This is a genomic window from Anaerolineales bacterium (genome assembly GCA_015075625.1).
Lineage (GTDB): Bacteria > Chloroflexota > Anaerolineae > Aggregatilineales > UBA2796 > UBA2796.
This window is the reverse complement of record JABTTZ010000003.1, coordinates 728,648-752,205: the sequence shown is the minus strand read 5'-3', so window position 1 is coordinate 752,205 and position 23,558 is coordinate 728,648. Positions and strand designations below refer to the sequence as shown.

21 protein-coding genes and 1 pseudogene are annotated in these 23,558 nt (G+C 56.6%); 10 read left to right on the top strand and 12 right to left on the bottom strand.

Features of this window, described 5'->3' with window-relative positions; genetic code table 11:
• Window positions 1-179 precede the first annotated feature (179 nt).
• The gene (locus tag HS103_17455) at window positions 180-3,023 is read left to right on the top strand and encodes a bifunctional transaldolase/phosoglucose isomerase (protein MBE7514588.1); all 2,844 of its coding nucleotides are present in this window, start codon (window positions 180-182) and stop codon (window positions 3,021-3,023) included.
• A gap of 61 nt (window positions 3,024-3,084) precedes the next feature.
• Here HS103_17455 and HS103_17450 read toward each other — a convergent pair whose 3' ends face one another.
• Both HS103_17450 and HS103_17445 read right to left on the bottom strand, forming a co-directional pair.
• Complete coding sequence (locus HS103_17450; GenBank protein MBE7514587.1) at window positions 3,085-3,351, bottom strand: hypothetical protein; 267 nt, start codon at window positions 3,349-3,351, stop codon at window positions 3,085-3,087.
• Between the two features lie 17 nt (window positions 3,352-3,368).
• A complete protein-coding gene (locus HS103_17445) occupies window positions 3,369-3,593 on the bottom strand; it encodes a hypothetical protein (protein MBE7514586.1) in 225 nt (74 codons plus the stop codon).
• 182 nt (window positions 3,594-3,775) lie between these two features.
• On the opposite strand from HS103_17445, the gene HS103_17440 reads away from it, so the two are divergent.
• The 3 genes from HS103_17440 to HS103_17430 are packed head-to-tail and all read left to right on the top strand — an operon-like array spanning window position 3,776 to window position 6,101.
• Complete coding sequence (locus HS103_17440) at window positions 3,776-4,102, top strand: helix-turn-helix transcriptional regulator (GenBank protein MBE7514585.1); 327 nt, start codon at window positions 3,776-3,778, stop codon at window positions 4,100-4,102.
• Entirely contained in the window at window positions 4,102-5,289 is a 1,188-nt protein-coding gene (locus HS103_17435; protein MBE7514584.1) for an anhydro-N-acetylmuramic acid kinase, read from the top strand. The genes HS103_17440 and HS103_17435 overlap by 1 nt, the downstream gene beginning before the upstream one ends.
• Window positions 5,265-6,101, top strand: a complete 837-nt coding sequence (locus HS103_17430; protein MBE7514583.1) for a hypothetical protein — start codon at window positions 5,265-5,267, stop codon at window positions 6,099-6,101. The genes HS103_17435 and HS103_17430 overlap by 25 nt, the downstream gene beginning before the upstream one ends.
• 212 nt (window positions 6,102-6,313) lie before the next feature.
• Here the strand turns inward: HS103_17430 and HS103_17425 are convergent, their stop codons facing one another.
• The 8 genes and pseudogenes from HS103_17425 to HS103_17390 all read right to left on the bottom strand — a co-directional run bounded on the left by HS103_17425 (window position 6,314) and on the right by HS103_17390 (window position 16,606).
• Entirely contained in the window at window positions 6,314-7,243 is a 930-nt protein-coding gene (locus HS103_17425; protein ID MBE7514582.1) for a glycosyltransferase family 2 protein, read from the bottom strand.
• 24 nt (window positions 7,244-7,267) lie between these two features.
• Window positions 7,268-8,329 (bottom strand): glycosyltransferase family 4 protein, encoded by a 1,062-nt coding sequence (locus tag HS103_17420; protein MBE7514581.1) that lies wholly within the window; start codon window positions 8,327-8,329, stop codon window positions 7,268-7,270.
• Window positions 8,330-8,334: 5 nt separating this feature from the next.
• On the bottom strand, window positions 8,335-9,978 hold the full coding sequence (gene purK, locus HS103_17415) for a 5-(carboxyamino)imidazole ribonucleotide synthase (protein MBE7514580.1): 1,644 nt from the start codon (window positions 9,976-9,978) through the stop codon (window positions 8,335-8,337).
• Complete coding sequence (gene purN / locus HS103_17410; GenBank protein MBE7514579.1) at window positions 9,975-10,580, bottom strand: phosphoribosylglycinamide formyltransferase; 606 nt, start codon at window positions 10,578-10,580, stop codon at window positions 9,975-9,977. The genes purK and purN overlap by 4 nt, the downstream gene beginning before the upstream one ends.
• A 1,049-nt stretch (window positions 10,581-11,629) precedes the next feature.
• Window positions 11,630-12,889, bottom strand: a pseudogene (purD, locus tag HS103_17405) (phosphoribosylamine--glycine ligase).
• Complete coding sequence (gene purF / locus HS103_17400) at window positions 12,886-14,367, bottom strand: amidophosphoribosyltransferase (protein ID MBE7514578.1); 1,482 nt, start codon at window positions 14,365-14,367, stop codon at window positions 12,886-12,888. The pseudogene purD and the gene purF overlap by 4 nt, the downstream one beginning before the upstream one ends.
• A gap of 19 nt (window positions 14,368-14,386) precedes the next feature.
• The gene (locus HS103_17395) at window positions 14,387-14,602 is read right to left on the bottom strand and encodes a hypothetical protein (GenBank protein MBE7514577.1); all 216 of its coding nucleotides are present in this window, start codon (window positions 14,600-14,602) and stop codon (window positions 14,387-14,389) included.
• 573 nt (window positions 14,603-15,175) lie between these two features.
• On the bottom strand, window positions 15,176-16,606 hold the full coding sequence (locus HS103_17390) for a peptidoglycan DD-metalloendopeptidase family protein (GenBank protein ID MBE7514576.1): 1,431 nt from the start codon (window positions 16,604-16,606) through the stop codon (window positions 15,176-15,178).
• A 418-nt stretch (window positions 16,607-17,024) separates the two neighbouring features.
• Between HS103_17390 and HS103_17385 the strand changes: the two genes are divergently transcribed.
• Window positions 17,025-18,263, top strand: a complete 1,239-nt coding sequence (locus HS103_17385) for an MFS transporter (GenBank protein ID MBE7514575.1) — start codon at window positions 17,025-17,027, stop codon at window positions 18,261-18,263.
• A gap of 219 nt (window positions 18,264-18,482) precedes the next feature.
• Here HS103_17385 and HS103_17380 read toward each other — a convergent pair whose 3' ends face one another.
• The gene (locus tag HS103_17380) at window positions 18,483-19,130 is read right to left on the bottom strand and encodes a hypothetical protein (GenBank protein ID MBE7514574.1); all 648 of its coding nucleotides are present in this window, start codon (window positions 19,128-19,130) and stop codon (window positions 18,483-18,485) included.
• Between the two features lie 579 nt (window positions 19,131-19,709).
• Here HS103_17380 and HS103_17375 point away from each other — a divergent pair.
• The 5 genes from HS103_17375 (at window position 19,710) to HS103_17355 (ending at window position 22,453) form a co-directional block, all read left to right on the top strand.
• Complete coding sequence (locus tag HS103_17375) at window positions 19,710-20,048, top strand: hypothetical protein (protein MBE7514573.1); 339 nt, start codon at window positions 19,710-19,712, stop codon at window positions 20,046-20,048.
• Between the two features lie 107 nt (window positions 20,049-20,155).
• The gene (locus HS103_17370; protein ID MBE7514572.1) at window positions 20,156-20,356 is read left to right on the top strand and encodes a hypothetical protein; all 201 of its coding nucleotides are present in this window, start codon (window positions 20,156-20,158) and stop codon (window positions 20,354-20,356) included.
• Window positions 20,357-20,588: 232 nt separating this feature from the next.
• Window positions 20,589-21,707: a site-2 protease family protein gene (locus tag HS103_17365; protein MBE7514571.1), complete on the top strand. Its 1,119-nt coding sequence runs from the start codon at window positions 20,589-20,591 to the stop codon at window positions 21,705-21,707.
• 191 nt (window positions 21,708-21,898) lie between these two features.
• Complete coding sequence (locus tag HS103_17360) at window positions 21,899-22,042, top strand: hypothetical protein (GenBank protein ID MBE7514570.1); 144 nt, start codon at window positions 21,899-21,901, stop codon at window positions 22,040-22,042.
• Window positions 22,043-22,201: 159 nt separating this feature from the next.
• Window positions 22,202-22,453, top strand: a complete 252-nt coding sequence (locus HS103_17355) for a hypothetical protein (protein MBE7514569.1) — start codon at window positions 22,202-22,204, stop codon at window positions 22,451-22,453.
• Between the two features lie 438 nt (window positions 22,454-22,891).
• Here the strand turns inward: HS103_17355 and HS103_17350 are convergent, their stop codons facing one another.
• Window positions 22,892-23,479: a DoxX family membrane protein gene (locus HS103_17350; GenBank protein MBE7514568.1), complete on the bottom strand. Its 588-nt coding sequence runs from the start codon at window positions 23,477-23,479 to the stop codon at window positions 22,892-22,894.
• Window positions 23,480-23,558 lie beyond the last annotated feature (79 nt).

Genomic DNA, 23,558 nt, shown 5'->3' with positions numbered 1-23,558 from the left:
GCGATTGACCCCTTCGTGGTTGACAGTCCCGCATATCACGATAGACTTACCGATGGGCTAGGCGGTGGTGATCACGGGGGAAACGAACGACGCCCGTCCTTTTTGTAAGAAGGCTGGTTGCCGTCCAACCAGTGAGGGTACTGCAATCAATCAATAAATACTTCAAAAAACGTTTTCCCATGACATATAACCTTTGGTACAACGAATTCAGCCGTGATCTGATCCGCTCTGGGGCAATGGAACGCCTGATTCGGCAGGGCATTATCGGGTTTACGGCAAACCCCACTGTCCTCGAACGCGCCATTGGCGAGGGGACGGCATATGATGACGACTTGGGGACACTGCTGGAAAGTGAATCCCTCACCGCGCTCCGCCGCCTTCTGACCGACGATCTCCAAGCCGCGGCAGACCTCCTCCGCCCCCTGTATGAATCCTCCGAGGGAAGGGGGGGATTCGTCTGTGTGGATTTGCCCCCCACGCACACCGAACGCCCTGAAACGCTCCTCAGTGAGGCAATTCGCGTTTTTCGGGGGGTAAACCGCCCCAACTTAATGATCACCATCCTCGGCAAACCAACGAACCTGACAGCAATTGAGGAAGCGCTTTTTAGCGGTGTGAATATCCACATCAGCGGGGTGTTTTCGCTGCGGGGCTATGTTCATGTTGCCGAATGCTACATCCGCGCCTTAGAACGCCGCGCCCTTGCCGGAGAAAACGTTCGTGAGGTTGCCTCGGTTGTCCAAGTTGACCTTGCCCGCGTCGAGGGGTTGGTGAATCACAGTTTGGAGAACTCCATCCGTATGGCGCAGAGCCGCGCCGATATTCACCGTACCACACTCTACAGCGCCCTGTTAGGGAAGGTTGCTGCTGCCAATGCCCGCCGCGCCTATGATCGCTTTCAAGAATTTTTCTATGGCGAACGCTTTGCCCGTCTGCGGGAAGCGGGAGCGCACATCCAGCCCATCCTGTGGGGCGCTGTTGACCCCAACGCGCCGACCATTGCAAAAACAGAGTACCTTAATATGGTAGGCAGTGCGGATACGTATATCCTCACCACCCGCCAGACACTAGATGCCTTCGCCGCCCATCCGCCGCCGCCAGAAATACCCGCCTTGGATATGCCCACCGCCGCCGAAACGCTTAAACGGGCGGAAGAATTAGAGATCGATTTGGAACTGATCGCCCGCCGCTTGCAAGGCGACGAGGAAGAACTTTTTGGCGATGCCTTCCGCAAATTGATCACCCGTGTCGATGGCAAACGCAAGACGCTCATGAGCGGGTTCATGAAACGGCAGTCGCTTGTTTTGGGGGTCTATCAGGGCTTGGTGGAATCAGCGATGAAACGCTTGCGCGGGCAGTTGAGCATCACCCGCACCTGGGCGCGTGATCCGCTGTTGTGGAAACCCTCTCCCGATGATGCCGAGGCGCTTTCCAACCGCTTGGCATGGCTCTTTTTGCCTACCGATGGGCGGACGGATGTACAGCGCATGGTTGCCCTCCGAAATGAACTTCGTGCCGAGGGCATTACCCATATTCTCCTCATTGGGATGGGTGGCAGTATTCTGACAGGCGAGACGCTTTGGGAGATATTTGGCAGCCAGCCAGACGCCCCCGAACTGGTTATCCTCGATACAAATGACCCCATCGCGATTGCGAAGGCGGAGCGCAAGCTGGACATGGTGACGACCTGTGTCGTCGTGTCCTCCCGTTCGGGAAAGGCAATCGAAACGCTTGCCCTTCTCCGTTACGTTGTGGCGAAATTTCCAGAGGGCGGGGCAGGCGCTCATCTCATTGCCATTACCGAGGCGGGCAGCCCCCTTGAAACAGAGGCGCGGCGTTTGGGCGCTCGTGAGATATTCCTTTGTCCGCCTCATTTGGTCGGCGCTTATGCCGCACTCAGTTACTATGGCTTGCTGCCAGCGGCGCTGTGTGGGATCGATGTGCAAGGGGTCTTGAGTGCTGGCGCAGAGATGCAGACGGCGTGTGCGGCGGGCGTCATGGGCAACAACCACCCCGGACTGTGGCTAGGGGCGCTCATGGGGACGATGGCATTGCAGGGCAGGGACAAACTGGCATTACTTGCCGCGCCGGAGATTGCCCCTCTTTGCCTGTGGATTGAGCCGCTCATTGCCGAGGGCTTGGGAAAAGACGGCAAAAGTGTGATCCCCGTCGTTGCGCCAACGCCGGGAATGCCGCACGATTACGACGATGATCGCCTCTTTGTCTACCTTCGCCTAGAGAATTCAACGGAGAACCCCGATGAAAGCGCTCAACGGCTACGCGAAGCCGGACACCCCATGGTGACCCTCACCCTGCGCGATAGGACAGATGTTGGGGCAGAGTTTTTCCGGTGGCAGTTTGCGACGGTGGTGGCAGCGATGGTCTTAGGGGTGAATCCATTTGCCACGCCGAATGTGGACGAGAGCCGGCGGCTTATTCACCGCCTTCTCGATGATTATGCTACAACGAGGACGCTCCCCAAACACGCCCCCCAACAAACCGAAGGAGGGCTGCGTTTGATTGCCGAAGAGGGCATGGGGCGTTTGCTCCGTGATCTTGCTGCGCAGCGTGCATATCGCGGATCAGCGTTGGTCGGGGCGCTGGCGGCGTTTTTCTCCTTGGCACGCTCTGGCGATTACGTCGTTTTCATGCCCTTTTTTAATCCCGATGTAGCGCAGACAGCCACCCTGAACGACATTCAACGGCGGGCGCGGCATGTCCTGAAGCGGGCAGTCATGGTGAATATCTTCCCGCGTAGTTTGCACACGGTTGGTCAGATGCATAAGGGTGGTTCTGGAAAGGGCGTTTTCGTCCAACTGACGACGGACACCGCGCCGGACATTGCCATTCCCGGCGAACGCTACACCTTTGGCGTGTTGCGGGCGGTACAGGCAGACGGTGATTTTGAGATCTTCCAAAATCAGGGGATGCGGATCATTCGCTTGCATTGTGGGAAAGATGTTTCTGCTGGACTGCGTGCGATAGAGGCAGCCATCGACGCCCTAGCTGAAAAGCAACAGTAGACATACAGACACACCGATCAACAGAGGGCGACGGCGAATAGTCGCCCTCTCTGGCAGAAGGTTAGCTCTCGTTATAGAAATCGTCGTTGTAGGGGTTGCCGCGCAGTTGATCACGCAGATCGCGGTTTTCCGCTAAATTAAGGTCGTTCATTGTCCGGTAGTAATCCCTTGAACGTTTCACACCCGCAAGTTCCGCCTCCAACGCGGCAATGCGTTCGCGGTACGCCGTATGTGCGGCTTGTTCAACATCAAATTTCGCCAGCAAATAAGCACATTCCCCTTCAAGGGCGGCAATCTGTGCCGTCAACGTCTCAATTTTGTGTCTCAATAGACGCATGTAGTTCATTATGGTAGCTCCGTTTCTATCCCGTCTGGAGCTAACCCAAGCATCATTCGGATGTGATCGATTCGCGCCATACCCTCGGCATGATCCTCGTATTTGCGGCGAAGGTGAGCCGGTGTTTCTTCTGTTTGGGCGTTAAGATGCTGTTTATAAGCGGCGAATTCGCCTTCTTCATACACAGCGTGTTTCTGCAAGGCTGCACCAATCGCTAAAAGTCCAATGGTCATCAGTGGGCGACGTACACGCCAAACAAAATGTGGTAGAATTTTCATCATCCCTCCTTCAAGGGACTGGTGGCAGCAAGGGTATTTTGGGAACGTTGCCTTGCTGCCTCTTATGCATATATAGTTCAACTTAAACTGTATCGATACAATGCCATAGATTGAAAATGCTTGTTAAGCCCCCAGCTATGACCTTCCGAATAAACCGCCTTCGAGCAACCCGTGAAGAAAAAGGCATGTCTCAGGTGGAGTTATCACGGCGTACTGGAATTTCCAACGTGGTAATCAACCGTTATGAGGGCGGACGTAGCGAACCTTCTATTGGGAATTTGGTGAAGTTTGCTGAAGTGTTAGGCGTTAGTACGGATTACCTCTTGGGATTGTCCCACACACCGGATCAAAGCTACGAAATGGCTAAATTAGATGCGCCTGAAGCTGACCTTGTAGACGCCTACCGTCATGGCGGGTGGGCGGGCGTTTTGCATTTTGTGGCAGAACGTCTTAAGGACGGCTAATGCGCATCGTTGGCTTGATGTCCGGCACATCCGCCGATGGAATCGACGCTGCCCTGTGTGAGATATCTGGTACACCGCCTCGCCTGAGCGCTATGATCCGCCATGCGCTCACCATCCCCTACCCCGCCGACCTTCGTTCTGCCGTCCTCGCCGCCTACGCGCCGGGGCGGATCGACGCCCTGTGCGAACTGAACGTCGCCGTAGGCGAGGCTTTCGCCGCTGCCGCCCTCGCCGTAATTGCCGCTGCGGGAATCACCCCTGAGGCGGTTGATCTGATCGGCTCTCATGGGCAGACTGTCTGGCACGCCGTCAGGGAGGATGGGACAGTGAGCGCCACCCTCCAAATTGGCGAAGCCTCCGTGATTGCCGAACGGACGGGGATCACGACCGTGGCAAACTTCCGCCCCCGCGATGTTGCAGCTGGCGGACAAGGCGCACCACTGACGGGCTATGCCGATTGGCTGCTCTTGCGCCACCCCACCCACTGGCGGGCGGCGCAGAACATTGGCGGCATTGGGAATGTCACCTTTCTACCGCCCCTCAGCGATACGCAAAGCGATCCGCTTGCCTTTGACACGGGACCGGGCAATGCCTTGATCGATTCTCTTGTCACGACGATTACCGCTGGCGCACAGGGCTATGACCTCGACGGACACATCGCCGCCTCTGGGCGCATCGATGAGGAATGGTTAGCGGCGCTTTTGACCCACCCCTATTTTTCCCGCCGCCCGCCGAAAACGACAGGGCGCGAGTTATTTTCGGCAGCGTTGGCGGCGGCATGGCGCTCTGAGGGGCGGGAACGGGGGCTATCCGACGCCGACGTGATCGCCACCCTAACGAAGCTCACCGCCGCCAGCATCACTAACGCCTATCAACGCTTTGCCCCTGCCCCATTGGGGGAGGTAATCCTCGGTGGAGGGGGGACGCGCAACCCCGTCCTCGTCGCTCATCTGCGGACGCTCTTGGGGGATATCCCCCTCCACACCCATGAACATATTGGCTTGGATAGTGATAACAAAGAGGCGCTTGTCTTTGCGCTGCTTGCTCACGAAACATGGCACGCCCGCTCCGGCACACACCCCGCCCTTACCGGAGCGCATCACGCCACCGTGTTGGGGCAAATCACACCCGGGCGCAATTATTCTGATCTAATTCAACGCACATGGTCAGCACCCACGACAGCCTAACAACCACACTCACCGCCCGCCGCGCCGATACGAAGGCGATCCTCACCATTGGCGATCAGCCCACCGAGGCGATCCGAGCCCTTTCGGATGCCGGACTCCTCCGCTGCCCAGAGTGTGATGGCGCAGTCATTTTGAAAGCTGGAGCGGTGCGTTTGCACCACTTTGCCCACCTTGCCGCCTGCACAAATGGGCATGGCGAAGCAGAGACGGACTCGCACCGCGCTGGAAAATGGGCGCTTTACGATCACTTTCGCCTTAAGTCAACCCTTGCCGCATTAGAGTGGCGGCTTGGTGAGCAGCGGGCAGATGTCTACATAGAAGCAGCAGCAGAGGGAACAGTGGGGCGCTTTGCCCTTGAATTTCAACAGGCAAATAACAGCGCGGCGGAATGGGATACCCGTCATGCTGGTTATCGGGCATTGGGTGTCACCGATTGTTGGTTTTTGGGGCAAGTCCGCTATGGTGAGCGGCGGGGGGAAGCGCTCCGCCCCATCTCCCCCTATGATCCGATCCCTACCCCGCGTGAGGGGTTTGAGGCGGCGGCGGGGGCGTTCGCCCTGCGCGAGATGGAGCGGGCAATCCTCACCAGCCAACTGGCAGCGGGCGACCTCCCTCGGTTGGTCTACCTTGATCCCGACGATGCTATGCTGACGATTCTGCTCCCCCGCGACCTCATGGCGGCAACACTGCGGGCATACCGCTACCGTCTGCCGTTGACGGCTTGTCACCTAACCAGTGGGGGGCTGTGGACGCCATTAGACAATGCCTTAGAGGGCTATCGAATCTACGCGCAGAAGCATCGTCACTTTTAGATTTTTGTCCCGATAGGGCTTCCCCTGTTGACCCTATATATTCTGTATGTGTCGGAAGGGAGTGTGTGAGGGGGATGCCCCCTCACAAAAATCCTAGTTCCCCTTCCCCTTGCGGGGGAAGGGGGCTAGGGGGATGAGGGCAACTGCGCCTGATTTACCGCTCTCTATGAACGCTCTAGTGCGTCAAATTTTTCAGAAGATGTGCTAGGCAATCACCGATCATGAATGGCGGCGCGAATGGCGTGCAAAATGATCCCCGTGAACACCGTCAACATCCCGATGATTGATGCTGCTACCGCGATCAACGCCGTCCCCACCGCTAGTTTTGGCTCAGGATCGGCGTTGTATTGGTTTACCAAGCGAATCCCTACCAACAAGCCAAAAAGCAGAATTGCCCCGCCAATACCGCCAAAGAAGAACAGCGGGCGGTTTTGGCTGACCATCTGAATGATCCCATTAAGAACTTGCAAGCCATGCTTAAAGGGGTTGCGTTTCGGTGCTTCATCATAATTGACAATGATTGGCACTTCCGCCGCCACAAAGTTGTGTTCGCGGATCAAAAATTGCATTTCCGATTCGATGGAAAACCCGCTGGTGCGGAAATGAAATGCCTCCAACGCCCGACGAGAAAGGGCGCGAAACCCGCTTTGGGAATCGGTGAGCGGGACACCAGAGGCAACATTTGTGGCAATGGTCAGCGCCTGCTGCCCCACAATGCGCCACGCCGGAGTTTGGCTTTTATCCCCCAAAAAGCGTGACCCAACGACAATATCTGCCTTCCCTGCTTGAATCGGGGCGATCATCGCTGGAATGTCATTCGGGTTTTGCTGCCCATCGGCATCAATCAGAATAACCACCGCCGCCCCGCGCTCGCGTGCCGTTGCCAACCCAACGTTCACTGCCGCCGCCTTGCCCAAATTCTTTGGCTGGCGGATCACTACCGCGCCACATTGTTCAGCAATCCATGCCGTTTCGTCGCTAGAGCCATCATCAACAACAACCACCTGATCGACAAACCGGCGCGTTTTGAGGATCACGCTGGCGATGAAACGATCCTCGTTAAAGGCGGGGATCACGGCAACCACACGCGGCGCATCGGCGGGCGGTGGGGGAGGTTTGGCAAAGGAATCACGACTCGTCATGGTATGAGTGTAGCGCGGGGCGCGTCAGGGGACGACCCCCAAAACCTCTTGATAGAGTGCCAACAACCTTGCTTGTATTTTCTCCCATGAAAAATTCAAAGCATGAGCGCGGGCAGCATGGCGCATCCGTTGATTCAAGACAGAGTCCGTGAGCAGGCAGAGTGCCGACTCCGCCATGCCTTCGGCGTCCCCCGGCGGGTGGAGAAACGCGCAGGACTCATCAAGATAATCAGGGACGCCGCCCACCCGATTCGTGACGACGGGCGTCCCACAGGCGATTGATTCCGTCAGGGAAATACTCGAACTGCAATCTTCCAAAGGGAGCAGCAGCAGACTCGCCGTGCGGTAGTAATGGCGCAGGGTGTCGTCATTCACCTCTGTTTGGATCAGCAGTCCCGGAATATCGGGCATCCGCTTCACGGCTTTGGGGGGCAGCACGGCGATCAATTCAACAGTGGGAAGTTGCGCCCTAATCCGCTCGCAAACGGCTTTGAACAGGGCGTAATCGCGCAGCGTTGAGCCGACGAACAAACACAACGGGCGGTAGGGTATCGTCTCATCCGGTGTGAAATAGTCCGTATCGACACCAAGCGGCAAGAAGTGAACACGCTCAGCGGGGAGATGCTGCTGAAAAAAGGGAATCTGTGAACGGCTGACGCAAAAAACGAGATCAAGATAACGAAGCGATTGTGGAGCGGGGATGAACTGTGGCAAAAGCGCCGGAACGGTGTGAAACCAAGCCGCCGTCTGCCAGCCAAAGCGTCGGGCAAAACGCCCGCCATATAGATAATCAAAATCCCCCCAAAGGTACATGACCAGCCCCGGCGAACGTGAACGTGCCATGCGCAGGATCGCGCCGGTCTCTCGCGAGGCGCTTTGATGCCCGTAAAGGTGGCGGGACTTCTCGAACACCCTTTGGCGAAACCACTGAAAGCGGGAGGGATAGCGCCACAGGCTACGCTCTCGCCCTTTGATCTGGGTGTGGGGCAGTCCGGCAACAAGGGGCAGCAGCCCGGAATGAGCCGCATGAGTGGAAAAATGCCGTGCCATAACAAGAAAGCGGGATGCGGTGAGTTTCGTCGTCATAAAGGCTACTGAAAAGGGTGATCCCACCCCTGTGCGGTCAGTGTATCAGCCTTCGCCATGACCATTTCGGCAAGCCCTTGTTGGTAGGCGATCATCTTCTCCAAAAGGGAGGGGTTCGCCGCCGCCAAAAGGCGTACTGCCAAGAGTCCGGCATTTGCCGCGTTGCCAATTGCCACCGTTGCTACGGGAATTCCCTTTGGCATTTGGACGATACTCAAAAGGGCATCTTGCCCGTTCAGGTGACCAATTGCGACGGGGACACCGATTACAGGGAGGGGAGTCAGCGCGGCGACCATCCCCGGCAGGTGTGCCGCGCCGCCCGCTCCGGCGATGATCACCTTCAAGCCGCGTTCGTGGGCAGTTTTGGCATACGCCACCATCCGCTCTGGGGTGCGGTGGGCGGAGACGATGTTGATCTCAAAATGAATCCCGAAATCCCGGAGAATGAGCGCCGCCTCGCGCATCGTGGGGAGGTCGGAATCGCTGCCCATGATGATCCCCACCTGCGGTGGCGGCGTGATGGTGACGCCGGAGAGGTGTTCCAGCGGGGCGGCGATCTCGCTGTAATCGCCTCCGGTGAGTGTCACATGACCAACCTTGCGGTTTGCCCGCAGCGCCTTGCCATACCAATAAAGTGCTGCGCCGGGGATGTTTCGAGCCGCCTCCAAAAGGGTGAGGGTTGCCTCCGGCACGGCTGCCCCAAGGAGGTTCACCATTGCTGCTGCCCCAACCTTCAAGCCCGCCGCGCCAAGCGGCTGTTCTGTGATTGCCCTCAGATGCGCCTCAAACTGGCTGGTGTGGCACGCCTCTAGAGTGTAATGCCCGGAATTGTGTGGACGGGGGGCAACCTCATTGACCAGCACCCGCCCCGCTTCGGTGAGGAACATTTCCACCCCAAAAATGCCCGCCCCGCCGAATGCTCCCACCGCCAAGCGTGCCACCCGCTCCGCTTCACGCTGAAGGATGGTTGAGATAGGGGCGGGAGCGATCACCACATGGCAGATGTTCCGGCGATGGATCGTCTCCACAACGGGGAACGTTTGTAGCGATCCATCCAGCGTCCGCACAACCATCACGGCGAGTTCGCGCTCAAAAGGGATCCAGCCCTCTACATACAAGCCCTGATCGTAGCCGCCGAGGGTTTCCACGACCTTTTCAAGTTCTGCCTGCGTTTCGATCACGGCATTGCCGCGCCCGTCATAGGCAAGGCGGCGTGTTTTCAGCATGAGCGGCACACCAAACGATTCACATGCCGCCTCTAGATCGGTGTCGGATGCCACCATCCGAAAGGGAGGGAGCGGTACGCCCGCTGCGGCAAGATGAGTCTTTTGGAGGTATTTGTCTTGGATCAGGCGAATCGTCCCTGCCGAGGGCTGAACACTGACCCCTGACGCTTCCAGCGCCGCTAACGTCTCGGTATCGACGTGTTCAATCTCAACGGTGATTACATCGCAGCCAGCGGCAAGGTCGCGGATCGCCGCCGGATCACGAAATGAGCCTACGACGAGTCGATCTGCGATTTGGCTTGCCGGACAGTTCGGATCGGGGTCAAGGATGGCGAGAGTGAACCCTATCCGCTTTGCTGCAAAGCCGAGCATCCAGCCCAACTGTCCGCCGCCGAGAATACCAATCGTGGGAAAAGGCGTCATTCGCTGATCTGCTCCAAAACGATGCGAACCGCCCGCACAATTAGCCCGTGTTCGGCGTTGTGCATCCGCGCTTCCAAGTCTGCCAGCGTGTCGTCCTCATAAATGGGGACGTCCATACTGGCGATCACCGCTCCGGCGTCAACCTCTGGGATCACCTCATGCACCATGCAGCCCGTCATGTTGATGTCCTCGCGTTGGTATGCCTCAAATGCCCGTCGAATTGCCTCTGTACCGGAGAACATACCCGGCAAGGCAGGATGGAGGTTAATCACCCGATGGGGGAAAGCATCTAAGAAAACCGGCGTGAAGACATGCATCCATCCGGCGCAGACGATCACATCGGGCTGATGGGCGTGTACCACTGCCGCTAAATCGGCGTCATAGGCTTCGCGCCCACGCCCAGAATCGGTGTAGGGTTTCAGGGGAGCGTAATGGGTGGGGATGCTTGCGGTTTGCGCCCGTATAAGTCCGTAGGCATCTTTGCGGTTGGAGACGACGAGGACGATCTCAGCGGGGAGGTGTCCATCCCGCACAGCGTCTATCAATGCCTGCAAATTCGATCCGTTGCCGGAGATCAGGACAACAAGGCGGGGGCGGCTCATGTGAGCATCACCCCCGTCCCGCGCACGATCTGCCCAATGCGGTAGGCTGCGGGGAGTGCCGCCAACGCCCGCTCCGCTTGCTCCGGTGGGACCACAGCGATCATGCCAATACCCATGTTAAAGACGCGGTACATCTCCAGCGGGTCCACCTTTCCAACGCGCTCGATGAGGCGGAAGATGGGCGGCACAATCCACGCTGCACGCCGGATCGTTGCCCCTAATCCGGGCGGAAAAATACGCGGTGGGTTTTCAAGCAGTCCCCCGCCAGTGATATGCGCTAAGCCGCGAATGGTGACACCCGCCCGTTGCAGCGCAGCAACGGACGCCCCATACGGACGGTGGACACGCAAAAGAACATCTCCCACTGATTCCCCTTCAAGGTCGGGATGGGGCGTGCGCCAATCGAGATCAGCGAGGGCACGCCGCGCCAGCGAATAGCCGTTTGTGTGCAAGCCCGCTGAGGGCAAGCCGAGGATCACATCGCCCGCTTCAATCGTGCTGCCGTCAATAAGGTGAGCGCGTTCCACCACGCCAATGACTGTCCCTACAAGATCGATCTCCCCCTCGTGATAGACGCCGGGCATCTCCGCCGTCTCGCCGCCGATCAGGGCGCAGTCTGCTGCACGGCAAGCGGCTGCCACACCGCCGACCACCGCCGCCATCCGTTCGGGGTGAAGTTTGGCAGAGGCAACGTAATCGAGGAAAAAAAGCGGGCGCGCTCCCTGCACCAAAATATCATTCAAGCAGTGGTTTACAAGGTCTTGTCCGATGGTGTCCCACCGTCCAAGCTGCGCGGCGACTTTTGTTTTTGTTCCTACGCCGTCGGTGGAGGCAACCAAGATAGGCGCAGACATATCTTTCAGCGCTGCCGCCGAATACAAACCACCAAACGAACCAATGCCAGCAAGGACATGCGCATTATAGGTCGCTTTCACCGCAGCGGACATCAGCCGTGTTGCCTGATTTCCGGCATCGATGCTGACTCCAGCAACCGCATAAGCGCTGACCTCAGCGCTTCGAGTTTCCCCTTCCTGCGCAGAAGAATTAGAGATGAGGCTTGTCTTGCCAATATCCCGCCGATAGTGCATCCCCTCAAAGTGAACGGCATCCATTCCGGCATAAGCACGCGCCAGCGCTTGCTCTAAGGTTGCTCCCCGCCCGCTGACGGAGAGAACACGCCCCCCCGCCGTGACAAGCTGCCGTTCCTTAAGTGCTGTTCCCGCCTGAAAAAACATGGTATGTGGGGGATAGGCGTCGGGGAGGGTAATCGGCGCCCCAGTAGGGTAGGTGTTAGGGTAGCCGGGGGCAGCGGCAACCACCGTCGCGCATGATCCCGCCTGCCAAACGATGGGGAGAGCGGCAAGCTTTCCAGTGTTACAGGCGGTCAATACCTCAAGTAGATCGCCTTTCAAAAGAGGGAGAACCACCTGTGTTTCGGGATCGCCAAAGCGGGTATTGAACTCCAACACGCTGATTCCCTTTGGGGTCAGCATAATGCCAGCATACAACACGCCCTGAAAAGGTGTCCCCCGCCGCGCCATGCCGCGCACCACCGGAAGAATCACCCGATCCTGTATCTCTCCTAGCTGTTCCGGGGTGATTCCCGGCACAGGGGAAAACGCGCCCATCCCGCCAGTATTTGCCCCCTGATCGCCATCCCCAACGCGCTTGTGGTCACGGGCGGGGGGCATAAGGGCAATCGTTTCGCCATCGCAAAACGCCATCACCGAGAGTTCCGCGCCCGTCAAACACTCCTCAATGACAATCTCCTCGCCCGCCGCGCCAAACTCCTTCAAAAGCAGCATCCGCCGCACGGCTGCGGCTGCCTCTTCGCGGCTGTCGCAGACGATCACACCCTTCCCCGCCGCCAAGCCAGACGCCTTCACCACAAGGCGATGAGCAGCCGTCTCCACATAATCGAGCGCCTCGCCCAAATTTGTGAACACGGCGAAGGGGGCGGTGGGAATCCCTTCCTCGCGCATGAAGGTTTTGGCGAACACCTTCGATGATTCCAGCCGTGCCGCCGCTTTTGTCGGACCAAAAATGGCTAAACCAGCCTCTTGAAAGCGATCCACAATCCCAGCGGCAAGCGGCGCCTCCGGTCCGACAACGGTATAGGCAATTCCTTCCCGAAGGGCAAAGGCTAAAAGAGCGGGAAGATCATCGGCGGGGATGGGAACATTTTCAGCGAGTGCCGCCGTCCCGCCGTTGCCGGAGGCGGCATACAGACGGCTGACCTGTGGGGATTTTGCCAGCGCCCACACAAGGGCATGTTCGCGCCCCCCGCCACCAATAACCAGCACCTTCATGATGCGCCCCACGATTCCTCAAAGACGAGCTTTTCTCGATCATCGGTGAACAACCATTGTGGGATGTGAACGGGATATTGACCAGAGAAACACGCCGTACAGTGACGTTCTTCTTGGGTGGGAAGTGCTGCCCGAACTGCTGTCAACATCCCCGCAAGGCTGAGGTAATCGAGGCTGTCCGCGCCGATATGCGCCCGAATACCCTCAATATCGAGTTTGTCCGCGATCAATTCCTTGTACGTTGCCATATCCACGCCCATGAAACAGGGGTGACGCACGGGGGGCGAAGACACCCGAACGTGAACCTCTGCCGCACCGCCATCCCGCAGAAGCTGCACCAGCGGACCGGAGGTATTCCCCCGCACAATTGAATCGTCCACCAAGACGACACGTTTCCCTTTCAGGTTGCTTGGCAGTGGGTTGTATTTCAAATGGACGCCCAACTTACGAAGGTGATCATCCGGTTGGATGAACGTCCGCCCGATATAGCGATTTTTGATCAGCCCATCGGTAAAGGGCAGCCCAGATTCGGCGCTGTAGCCCAATGCGGCGGGAGTGGCGCTATCCGGTACAGGGACGACAATATCGGCGTTGGCGGGCGCTTCGCGGGCAAGCTGCTGCCCCATCCGTTGGCGCACCTCGTGGATCACCTGATCTTCGAGGATCGAATCGGGGCGGGCGAAGTACACGTACTCAAAGATGCACAGCGCATGCTTTTTTGCCGTGAGCGCACGAATCGAGGTAAAGCCTTGTTTGTCAATTTTGACGATCTCGCCCGGTTCAACCTCGCGGACATACGTTGCACCAATCGTGGAGAGGGCGCACGTTTCCGAGGCGACGACGAACCCACCTTCCATTTTCCCTAAGCAAAGCGGGCGCAGCCCATGTGGATCGCGCACGGTATAGATCGCATTGCGGGTGAGGATAGTCAGGGAATACGCGCCTTCTGCCACCGCCATAAACGCCTGAATACGTGCCGTCCATATATCCAGCCCTTTGGCGGGGTCTACTTCTGGGACGGGTGCAGCAAGCATCTGAACGATCACTTCCGTATCGGTGGTGGAGGTCAGCCCAACGCCCCGTTCCAGAAGTTTACGGCGCAAATCAAGGGCGTTTGTCAGATTGCCGTTATGGGCTACGCCAAGTGGTCCGTGTGTTGTCTCCACAAGGTAGGGCTGAACGTTGCGTAGATGCGAACCGCCCGTCGTGGAATAGCGGGTATGCCCAATGGCAAGGTAGCCTTTCAGGGGACGGAGATTGTCTTCGTTAAAGACCTGTGCCACCAAGCCCATCCCCTTATGGGTGTAGGCAGAGCGCCCATCACAGGTGACGATCCCCGCCCCTTCTTGCCCCCGGTGCTGAAGGGCATAGAGAGCAAAAAACGAAATCCGCGCCACATCGAGGACAGGCGCGAAAATCCCAAAAACCCCGCATTCTTCACGGGGCTTGTCCAGAGTTTCTAGATCACGCCGCTGCACGATGTTTGGCAAGGGACAGCTACGGCAGCCGAATCGTATTCGTCATGAATAAGACGGCAACGCTCATCACGCTGACGGCAAGGAATAAAATCACGGAAAGAATCATCCGTTCGCCCGCCGTCATACCGAAGATGCGCCCATCGCTGACTTCTGTGACACGCCGTTCACGAACATCAAATTGAGTCTCAAATTCGTCGGTGAGGACTTCATTACGCAGATCATCAAGGTTTGTCATTGGTCACCCTCCCTCGTTTAGGAAATTATAGCGGAAAAGAGGCGCGGGGGAATGGGGGAGCAATGGCACATTGCATCACGAGACTAGACAGCTTGCTCACAGCACAACCCCACCATTAGGGTGAGGCGCAGTATCTACAAAGGGGCAAATGCCTTCAAGCCCGGCAGCCCTGGTCAGTCTTAGTCCTGACGGTTTAAGGCTTATCCGGGAACTAGTGGTTGACCACAGTGATTTCTAAAGAACCCCTATCCTCCCCGGTTACTGCGCAGCAGTTGCCTTTCCCCGTAGGCAGGGAAAGGGGGAGAATTTATGCGGCGAGGGGGTGAGGGGGAAGCCCCCTCAAAAACGTGATTTCCCCTTCTCCCACAGAGAAAAGGGGGCAGGGGCATGAGGGCAACTGTGTAACATTTACACGTATCATTCGGTGAAGAAGGTAGCCATAGCCATTGTTCAATGCTCTTGTTGGTGTCTTGGATTGTCCATAGGCAACACCTTCTTTTTCTTACCGGACAAGCCTTTTAACATCGGGCGATTGCGTTCGGCGCATAAGATACGCCCTTATTGGAAGGGACGTTAGAAAGCGAGATAATTTTCTGGATTATCCGGCTGCTGCCCAACACGAACCTCAAAATGGAGGTGTGGTCCGCTGGAATTGCCTGTACTGCCCACTGCGCCAATCGGTGCGCCGCGCCCAACAGACTGCCCACAGCTAACATTGATCGCGTTGAGATGCCCGTACAGCGTCAGAAAGCGCCCGTGTGCAAGGACAATGGCGTTTCCATACCCCCAGTTGCTCCAACCGGCAAAGATGACCGTCCCCCCATCGGCGGCAAATACGGTTGTCCCTGTCGCCGTAGAAAGGTCAATTCCGCTGTGATAGCTGGTGAACCCCCGCTGAACGGTGTAGGTGGGCGGCAAGGGGATGGCGAATGATCCCGATCCACCCACATTGGGCTGCGCCCCGCACGATCCGGGACCCCCGCCAAAGGAGACCGTCCCGCCGAGGGAGCGCGGACGCCCTTTCTCATCGACCTCGTTTGTCCCCCCCGCGTACTCAATCCCTGGGTCCCAATAGATTGCCTTTTTATCACTAACGCCGCCCGGCGCAAAGACCTCAATCCCCGGTGTGAGCAAAGTTGCCGGACGGGTCCGTTGCAGGTGTGGGTTGTACTCTGAGTCAATAATCGCGTAGGGGGAGACTTTGAATTTATCGGCAATGGATTGCAGGCTTTCCTCCCCCGTCGTCTTATAGAGAATCCCGTTTTCGGGCATGATTTTGAGTTCTTCGCCCGGGATCAGCCGGTTGACATAAATGCCATCGTTATTCCAGATGAGCGTATCAAGGGATAGCCCAAAATAGGCGGCGATTTTGTCCAGATTATCGCCGGGGCGAATGCGGTAACTAATCACCCCGCTTCGCGCCCGCACAGGGGCAATCGTATACGGGTTTTGCATCCGAAAAAAGGCGTCCGCAGGCGGGGCGGTGATTCCCGGTTGGCGCAAGAGTTCAGCGACGACATCGGGCGGGACGGTGTTATCCTCCAGTGCTGCCACTGGAATAGGTGATGGGGGGATGGGCGAGGGCGCATCCGTTGGCGGGGGAGGGTTCGTTGCTGTGCTAAGTGCTTCTGTGGCGGTGGGGTGTGCCTCCACTACCGCTGTCGGAAGGGGCGGCGTGCTGGTAGTTTGCGTCAGGTAAACCCCCGCCGCAATGATCGTGATGATCGCCGCTGCTCCCAAAATGAGCAAATTGAATCCGCCCCCCGCACGCAGTCTGCGCGGAGTGGTATCTTCCAAGCGTTCCATCCGCAATGAGGGATTCGTCTTGGGGGCAGCAGGGGCAGCGGGCAAGAGGGTGGTCATGTTCAACCCTCGTGCCGGAGTTTTTGCTGTACTTGTGCCACGTGGTGGGGTGTCGTTGGGATCATAAAGCGGTTCGTTCACCGCCAATGGATCAAGCGAATCATGCTCATGAGAGGCGTTGTGATCAGTATGATCAACCATAAAGGGCTAACTCCAACCGAAAGATCGAAGGCGCATCCTACCGGATTCAGGACGGTCTGGCAAGGGCAGGGGGTGAGAGGATGTTTAGACATTTATTGCAGTACCCTCACTGGTTAGACTGCAACCAGCCTTCTTACAAGAAGGGCGAGCGTCGTTCGTTTACCCCTTGATCACCACCCCCTAGCCCATTGGTAAGTATATCGTGATAAGCAGGGCTGTTGACCACTAAGGGGTCAATCTCCTTGAAAAATGCTGTAGGAGAGAACGAGACGCCTAAGTTCGCTATGAATGATAAACGCTATCACTTTTTTCTATCCTATTTTGATTGACATCTAAACCTGTGGGGATTTATCCTTTGATCAGTCCACTTGAATCTTGTGTCGGGCAATGTCCCCTTATACGCGAAGAAAGACCGTCAATGCCTCTCCCAACGCGCCGGTTTCACTATGCCTTTGTCGTCGTTTTGATCACCTTCTGCGTCTTGCTTACCTCGGCGGGAACACGCACTGCACCTAGCATCATCATCAAGCCCCTCGAGGGAGAATTCCTCTGGACGCGCTCGGAAGTATCCTTCGCCGTTGCCATTAGTTTGTTCGTCTTTGGCTTTGGGGCGCCGCTTGGTGGGCTGCTGGTGGGACGTTTAGGGGTGCGTCGGGTCATGCTCGTCGGTTTGACGCTGAATGCAGCAGGCTTGTTCCTTCTGACGGGGATAAATACCCTTTGGCAGTTGCATCTCCTTTGGGGGGTGGTTGTCGGTGTTGCCACAGGGATGTTATCAGGAACATTGGGGGCTACCACCGCCCTCAATTGGTTCAACAAATATCGGGGGATCGTCCTCGGCATCTTCAGCGCAGCATCAGCCACCGGGCAGTTGATCTTTGTCCCTAGCCTGATCGCCTTGGGCTCAAGCTCCGGTTGGCGTGCTGTCCTCACCCTGATTGGGATCGTCTCTGCGATCTTGATTCCCTGTGTGTTTCTGCTCATGCGCAACCATCCAGAGGGAATGAAATTAGAGCCTGTTGGCGGGGTGACGCCAGCAACGCTCCAACTGGATATGCGGAAAACCTCCCTTCGTGAGGCGCTTCGCACCCGCGATTTTTGGCTTTTGGCGGGGAGTTTCTTCATCTGTGGCTATACAACGAACGGCTTGATCGGGACTCACTTGCTCCCCCACACCTTAGAACACGGCTTCGTCCAAGGAGACATCAGTTATGCGCTGGCGATCATGGGGGTAATGAATATTTTTGGGACTCTTGCCTCTGGTTGGCTGAGTGATCGCTATGACAACCGTCGCTTATTGGCAATTTACTACGGGTTTCGGGGCGTCTCGCTGGCGTTTTTGCCCTTTGTCCTTGAAATGCAAGGGATGCTTATTTTCTCAATCATTTATGGGCTAGATTGGGTTGCCACTGTCCCCCCAACGGTGAACCTCACCGTAAAACGTTTCGGACGGCAGTCGTTGAGTCTGATCTACGGTTGGATATTTTGTTCTCACATGATCGGGGCGGGGGTTGCCAGCTATGCGGGAGGCTTTTTCCGCGATCTCTTGGGCGATTACCACCTGATTTTTATTTCAGCAGCCGTATTGGGTTTGGTGGCGGCGGGGTTAGCGCTGCGGATCAGCGTAAAACCAGAGCCCAAAGTAGCCACAGCCTAGCGAGGGCAACTCATCACACAGAGGGCAGAACGTACACAGTTGAACCTGCTTGCCCCATATTCATCAAAAAGGCAGTGTGAGTCGCGCCCTCATCCGCCCTCATCATAGCGCCCGCCGCCAAAGCAGCGGGCTAAGACGGACCACCCCTACGGGGCTTGAAAGCAAAAGATGCCCTCCCCCACACTCCGTAAGGACGTATGGTATGCGCCCGCCTGTCGGTTATCCTACACAGGCAGTTGGTAGATAGGCGTTTCGCGCTCCGCTAACGAAAATTTCCGTCCACGAGCGACCGTCTGCGCCTTTGACTGGCGTGGGGTTGACAAACCATGTCTGTCCCTCTTTGACAAATTCGCCCGTTTCTAATTGCTTGCCAGCAGGCATATCATAGAGACCTGTTGTGCAGGTGATATAGCGCAGTTCAAACGAGGCATCGGGAGAACGCCCCTCAGCAACGCTATCAGCAAAACTGACGACGGGTTCTTGCCCTTCGCCATAACAAACCCCATTGATCGTGACAACGAATTTGCCGTTGAAGTCGGCAATTACTTGAAAGGTATAGGGAAATTCCTCAGGTGGGGCGAAGCCAAAAGGAACATTACCTAGGTAGGAAGAAAAGCCAGCGGATTGTACCCCGTTAAGGCTGTAAACTGCGACGCCATTGACGTAACCTGTTTCAGAAAAGGGAGTTGGAGCATCCAGATAGCTTTCGATATAGAACGGCATAAAAATGAACGTTGACGTACAAATCGCCCCTCCGGGGTAGGTCATGACGAGATACTCGCTTTGGGCAGCAGCAGACTGTGCGCCACCAAACGATACCGTAATCAGGAGGGCGACGATAGCACAGGTGAACAAAATTCGTTTCATCGTTGTATACCTCATAGCATGAACATACAAATTAGGGATTTACGTGATCATCCTCATTTCTCACTCAATCTGCTCGTTTGGCAGATCAGAGACAAATGGGGCAACCGCGCAAAACCTATTAGTGCATAAATTGCGGGCTTACCCTCAAACTGCCTCTTTCGATGAATATAGGGTAAACAAGTTCAACTGGCATAAGTTCTATAGGAGTACTATACACCTATTTTCCCACAATTTAGCCCTTCGTTAGCGTTATTTACGATATTTTTTTGAGATAGTTATTATCGTTCAGGAAAATGTGATAGGCGGAATCCTGACATTTCCGATAGCGAGAAAACCCGGCATAGATGCCTCCTTTACTAACCGTTGGTGCTAGTTGAAAAAAGGTCACGGACAGCATACAACCGATAGTCATCCAACTGTAGGGAGTATGCACCGTAACTACGGAAGAGCTTATCATCGCTGTGTTCTATGCGATAGATGAGCGGATGCCCAATGTGCCCAAACACGCGCGAGCTAAGCAGTATCGGAGTGAACTGGTCACGATTGGGGTGCTGGTTGCCCTCAAAGGAGGCTACTTTCGTGCCTTCTACCGCTGGCTGGCGCGCGATTTCGATGGGCTGTTCGGCGGGACTGCCCTATCGCATGCGCTTGCAGCGCCTGCTGCGTACACATCGGGATTGGTGTCAGGGTTTTCTGGCGGAACCGAGTCTCTTCACCGTCATCGATAGCTATGGCATCGAATGGATCCATCCCATCCGCGAAGGGTGTAGTGAGGGGCAAATCGGCAAGAAAGGCAAATCCAACGGGCGCTGGATGGTGGGCATGAAGTTGTGTTGGCTGATTAATGCGATGGGCAGGGTGTCAGTTGGGTATGGGATACAGCAAATGTCCATGACCGGAGGCTCTTGCCCCTGGTGAAGGCGTTGGAAGAGGTGAGCATCGTGCTGTCCGACACCGGCTTCAACGCCGCCGAGGGTATTCTGTCCAATCTCAAGCTTTGTCGGTGAGGGACTTGGAACGCACTCATGTTGGTGGAAACCGCACTCTCGCTGGTGACGACTGTTTGCAGCTTGAAAAAGGTCTTTCATCGCTCTCCTACCCATTTTGACGCTCGTCTAGTCTATGTGGCTGCTATGTTCAAGGTGCTGCTCGGACTCAATCGCACTTTACAACTGGAGGCTGATCCCATGGATCGCCTTTATCATCTTGCTCAGTTTGCTCTGTGAACTAGCACCAACGGTTACTAGAATGCGGCGAAGGTGCTGTGGCATCGAAACCCACCGAACCGACGCCAGAGCGTAATCAGTAAGCAGGGTAAGAATCAGGCATGGACAGAGATCAAAGAGGGAGGCATAGATCGCCGTTCACGGCGAATCCCATGTATCATTAACGATCATCAGAAACAAATCATCCCCTAGACGCCAACGCACACGTTATCGGGTGGGGAGCAGATTAGACATGGCAAGAGGGCAGCAGATTCGGCGGATGCGCGGCGGCTGGCGCTTAGGCGACCTCGGTGGGGTGGAGATTCGCGTTGATCCAAGCCTGCTGATCATTGCGGGAATTGTCGCCCTGACTCTGGCGACGCAGATTTTCCCCCGTGCGGTGGCAGACCATTCCCCGCTGGCGGCATGGCTTGCCGGAGGGATCGCCTCGGCGCTGCTGGTCGCCTCTGTCCTTTGGCACGAGATGGCGCATGTGCTGATGGCACAGCGCTACCACGTGCCGGTGGCGCGGGTCGTCTTAAACATCTTCGGTGGGCAGGCGCAGATCACCCGTGAGCCGGAGCGCCCCGAACACGAATTCTGGATCGCCCTTGCCGGACCGCTCTCCAGTTTGTTCCTCGCCGTTTTTTTTCAGGTTGCCGCGTGGCTGCCCGGAATAGCGGGGGTCGCCTGTGGGTGGCTTTCGGCGGTGAACATGACGCTGGCGATCTTCAACCTACTGCCCGGCTTTCCGCTCGATGGCGGGCGCGTGCTGCGGGCGCTGTTGTGGTGGCGGTGGGGCAGCTATCGCCGGGCGACGACTGCCGCCAGCCGCGCCGGTCAGTGGGTGGCGGGCGGGATCATGCTCTTTGGTTTTGCCATTTTCGTGCAGGGTGGGGTGATCAGTGCCGTGCTGATCGCTATGACAGGTTTTTACCTCTACACCCTCTCGCTGCTGAGCTACCGCACAGTGGGTGGGGGGATGCCCCTGACTAAACCCGCCGACCTGAGCGTTCAGCGGGTGATGCGTTCGCACATCCCGATCATCGATCCCGACATGCGCCTTGCCATTTTTGCCTGGCGTTACCTTGACCATGCCCACGATCAGGCGTTCCCGGTCATGGTCGGCGATGCCCTCCAGGGGATGATCACCCTTGCCCAGATTGAGCATCTGCCCCGCTTGGAGTGGGGCAAGCACCGCGTTGGCGAGTACATGATCCCTCGTGAGCAGTTGATCCTCGTCGGTGTGGAGGACGACCTAGAGACAACCCTGAAGGCATTGGACACGGGCAAGGTGAATCACGCCCCAGTGTATGCCGGGGAACAATTTGTGGGGATGTTGAACCGCCGCGATATTATTTACCGAACCTGACAAGATCGTTGAAGGGGGCAAAACAGGGCGTTTTCGGGGGGGGTTCGCAAATCCCTTCCTGATATACCGTTTTATAAAGCGATGATCATCGGGGAGACATACCCTTTCCTGAAGGTATTGCAGCCAGTTGCAACCACGTCCAGCCCGTTGAGGGTACTGAAACTCGTCAAAGGAAAGGATGAGGGCTGTTTGTGCATAGCATCTTGGCGGTGAGCGAACTTGGGGTGCCGTTGGGGGTGGTGGCGCAGCGAGTGTGGGTGGGAGCAGAGGCAGAACGGCGTGCGAACGTATTTGAAGACAAAGAGAGCGACAAATGGGGGGCGGGAGCGGGATAGTGCGTGTGGGCTACGGTCTGTGACTGAGAAGCCCACCTAGAGTTCATCGTGCGTGCCGCAAGCGTGCGGAACTTCACGGTGGAGGGCTGGGGAGAGGACATGTTTTCAAGTAAACCTTATGTCTGGGATAAAGGGTAATCCTAGACATAAGGTTTGGCGTTGAACAACTTGCACGAAGTAGCGCAAGCCTTCCCGAAACAAGCTCCAGAGCCGCCGGAACGACCCGTCGGGACGACGAACGAGCGGTTGGGCAATGCCAACAGCAACGGCTTGGCTGCCGAGGGCGACCACCCACGTGTAGACAATGGTCAACAGAACCAGCCGGTTGGCGATATGATGCTTCCAGCAGGGCGCGAATCATCTCCACTTGTCCTTCGGCGAAAAAGGCTGTCAGGTCGAGCGCTTTATTAGCGAGCCAGCGGCGAAAGCGCCGCGCCGTACTCTCTACCTGTTCCCCGCAACTCACCGCCCGCGCAATCGCTCCTTGCTGATAGCTCTCCGTTTGGATCACCCCATAGCTAAACAAGCTTACATTTTACGGCTGCCAACTATTGAAACACGGTAGATGGGCTGACAAGTGCTGCTCTAATTGGTACAGTAGTTTGTAGTTCATCGTTCCTCACTGGGTTTCTTGGTCGATTTCCAGTTTGAACGATGAACTCCCTATTTTTCAACCCGCCTTCCAAATATGTCCTCTCCTCAGCCATGAATGGAGAGGGGGCAAGGGGCAGGGTTTTGAAATGACTTGAATTCATTGGCAAAATATGCCTTAGAAGAAAAAACCCTTTCTCACACATGGGGAAAGGGGGCTAAGCAAAGTAGAGGTTTAGTGTTGAGGGGAAAAAGCGCTTAGTCGCCGCCGCCCTCTGATTTTGGCTTGCGTGGCGACCATGGCGTTCCCAAACGGGGGAGCAAGAACCGATCCAAGCCCCACCAGCCAGCAGTTTTCCATGCCAAGATGAGGAACAGCGCTCCCAGTGCCAAAAGCGCGTTGCTGCTTGCCGTCCCCGCCATGATAAAGTTCCAGTTCATGAATGCCCCAAAGAAGGCGGCAATACCGGTGAACGCACCGAGGATAAGTGCTGCGCCAATGGCAATTTCGCCAAAGGTAATCAGCTTGGCGAACCATGTGTACGCCCCGGCATTCAACAACCCTTGAATGAAATCCCGATACCAATCAAAGATAATTGGGGGACGCCCACCTTCGGGAATGGCGGCGGCACGCTCCCAGAACCCTTTCAAGGCATCACCTGTTTGCATCCATGCTGGGGTACTCAATTTTCCCCACCCAGATTGCAACCATTGAATCCCTAGTGCCACGCGGACAATTGCCCAAAACCATGCGAAGCGGGTGTCTTCAAAAAGGAAGCGAGCCAACGGTGGATTTTCGATCATTACGCCACCTTTGGTGGCAACCTGATGCTGTACCTGTGCCATGATTGAATCCTCCTGATACTGCGGTTCTATCCTTAAGGGGTGTTTACATCCTATCAGGCTTTTGCCTGACATTGGTCAT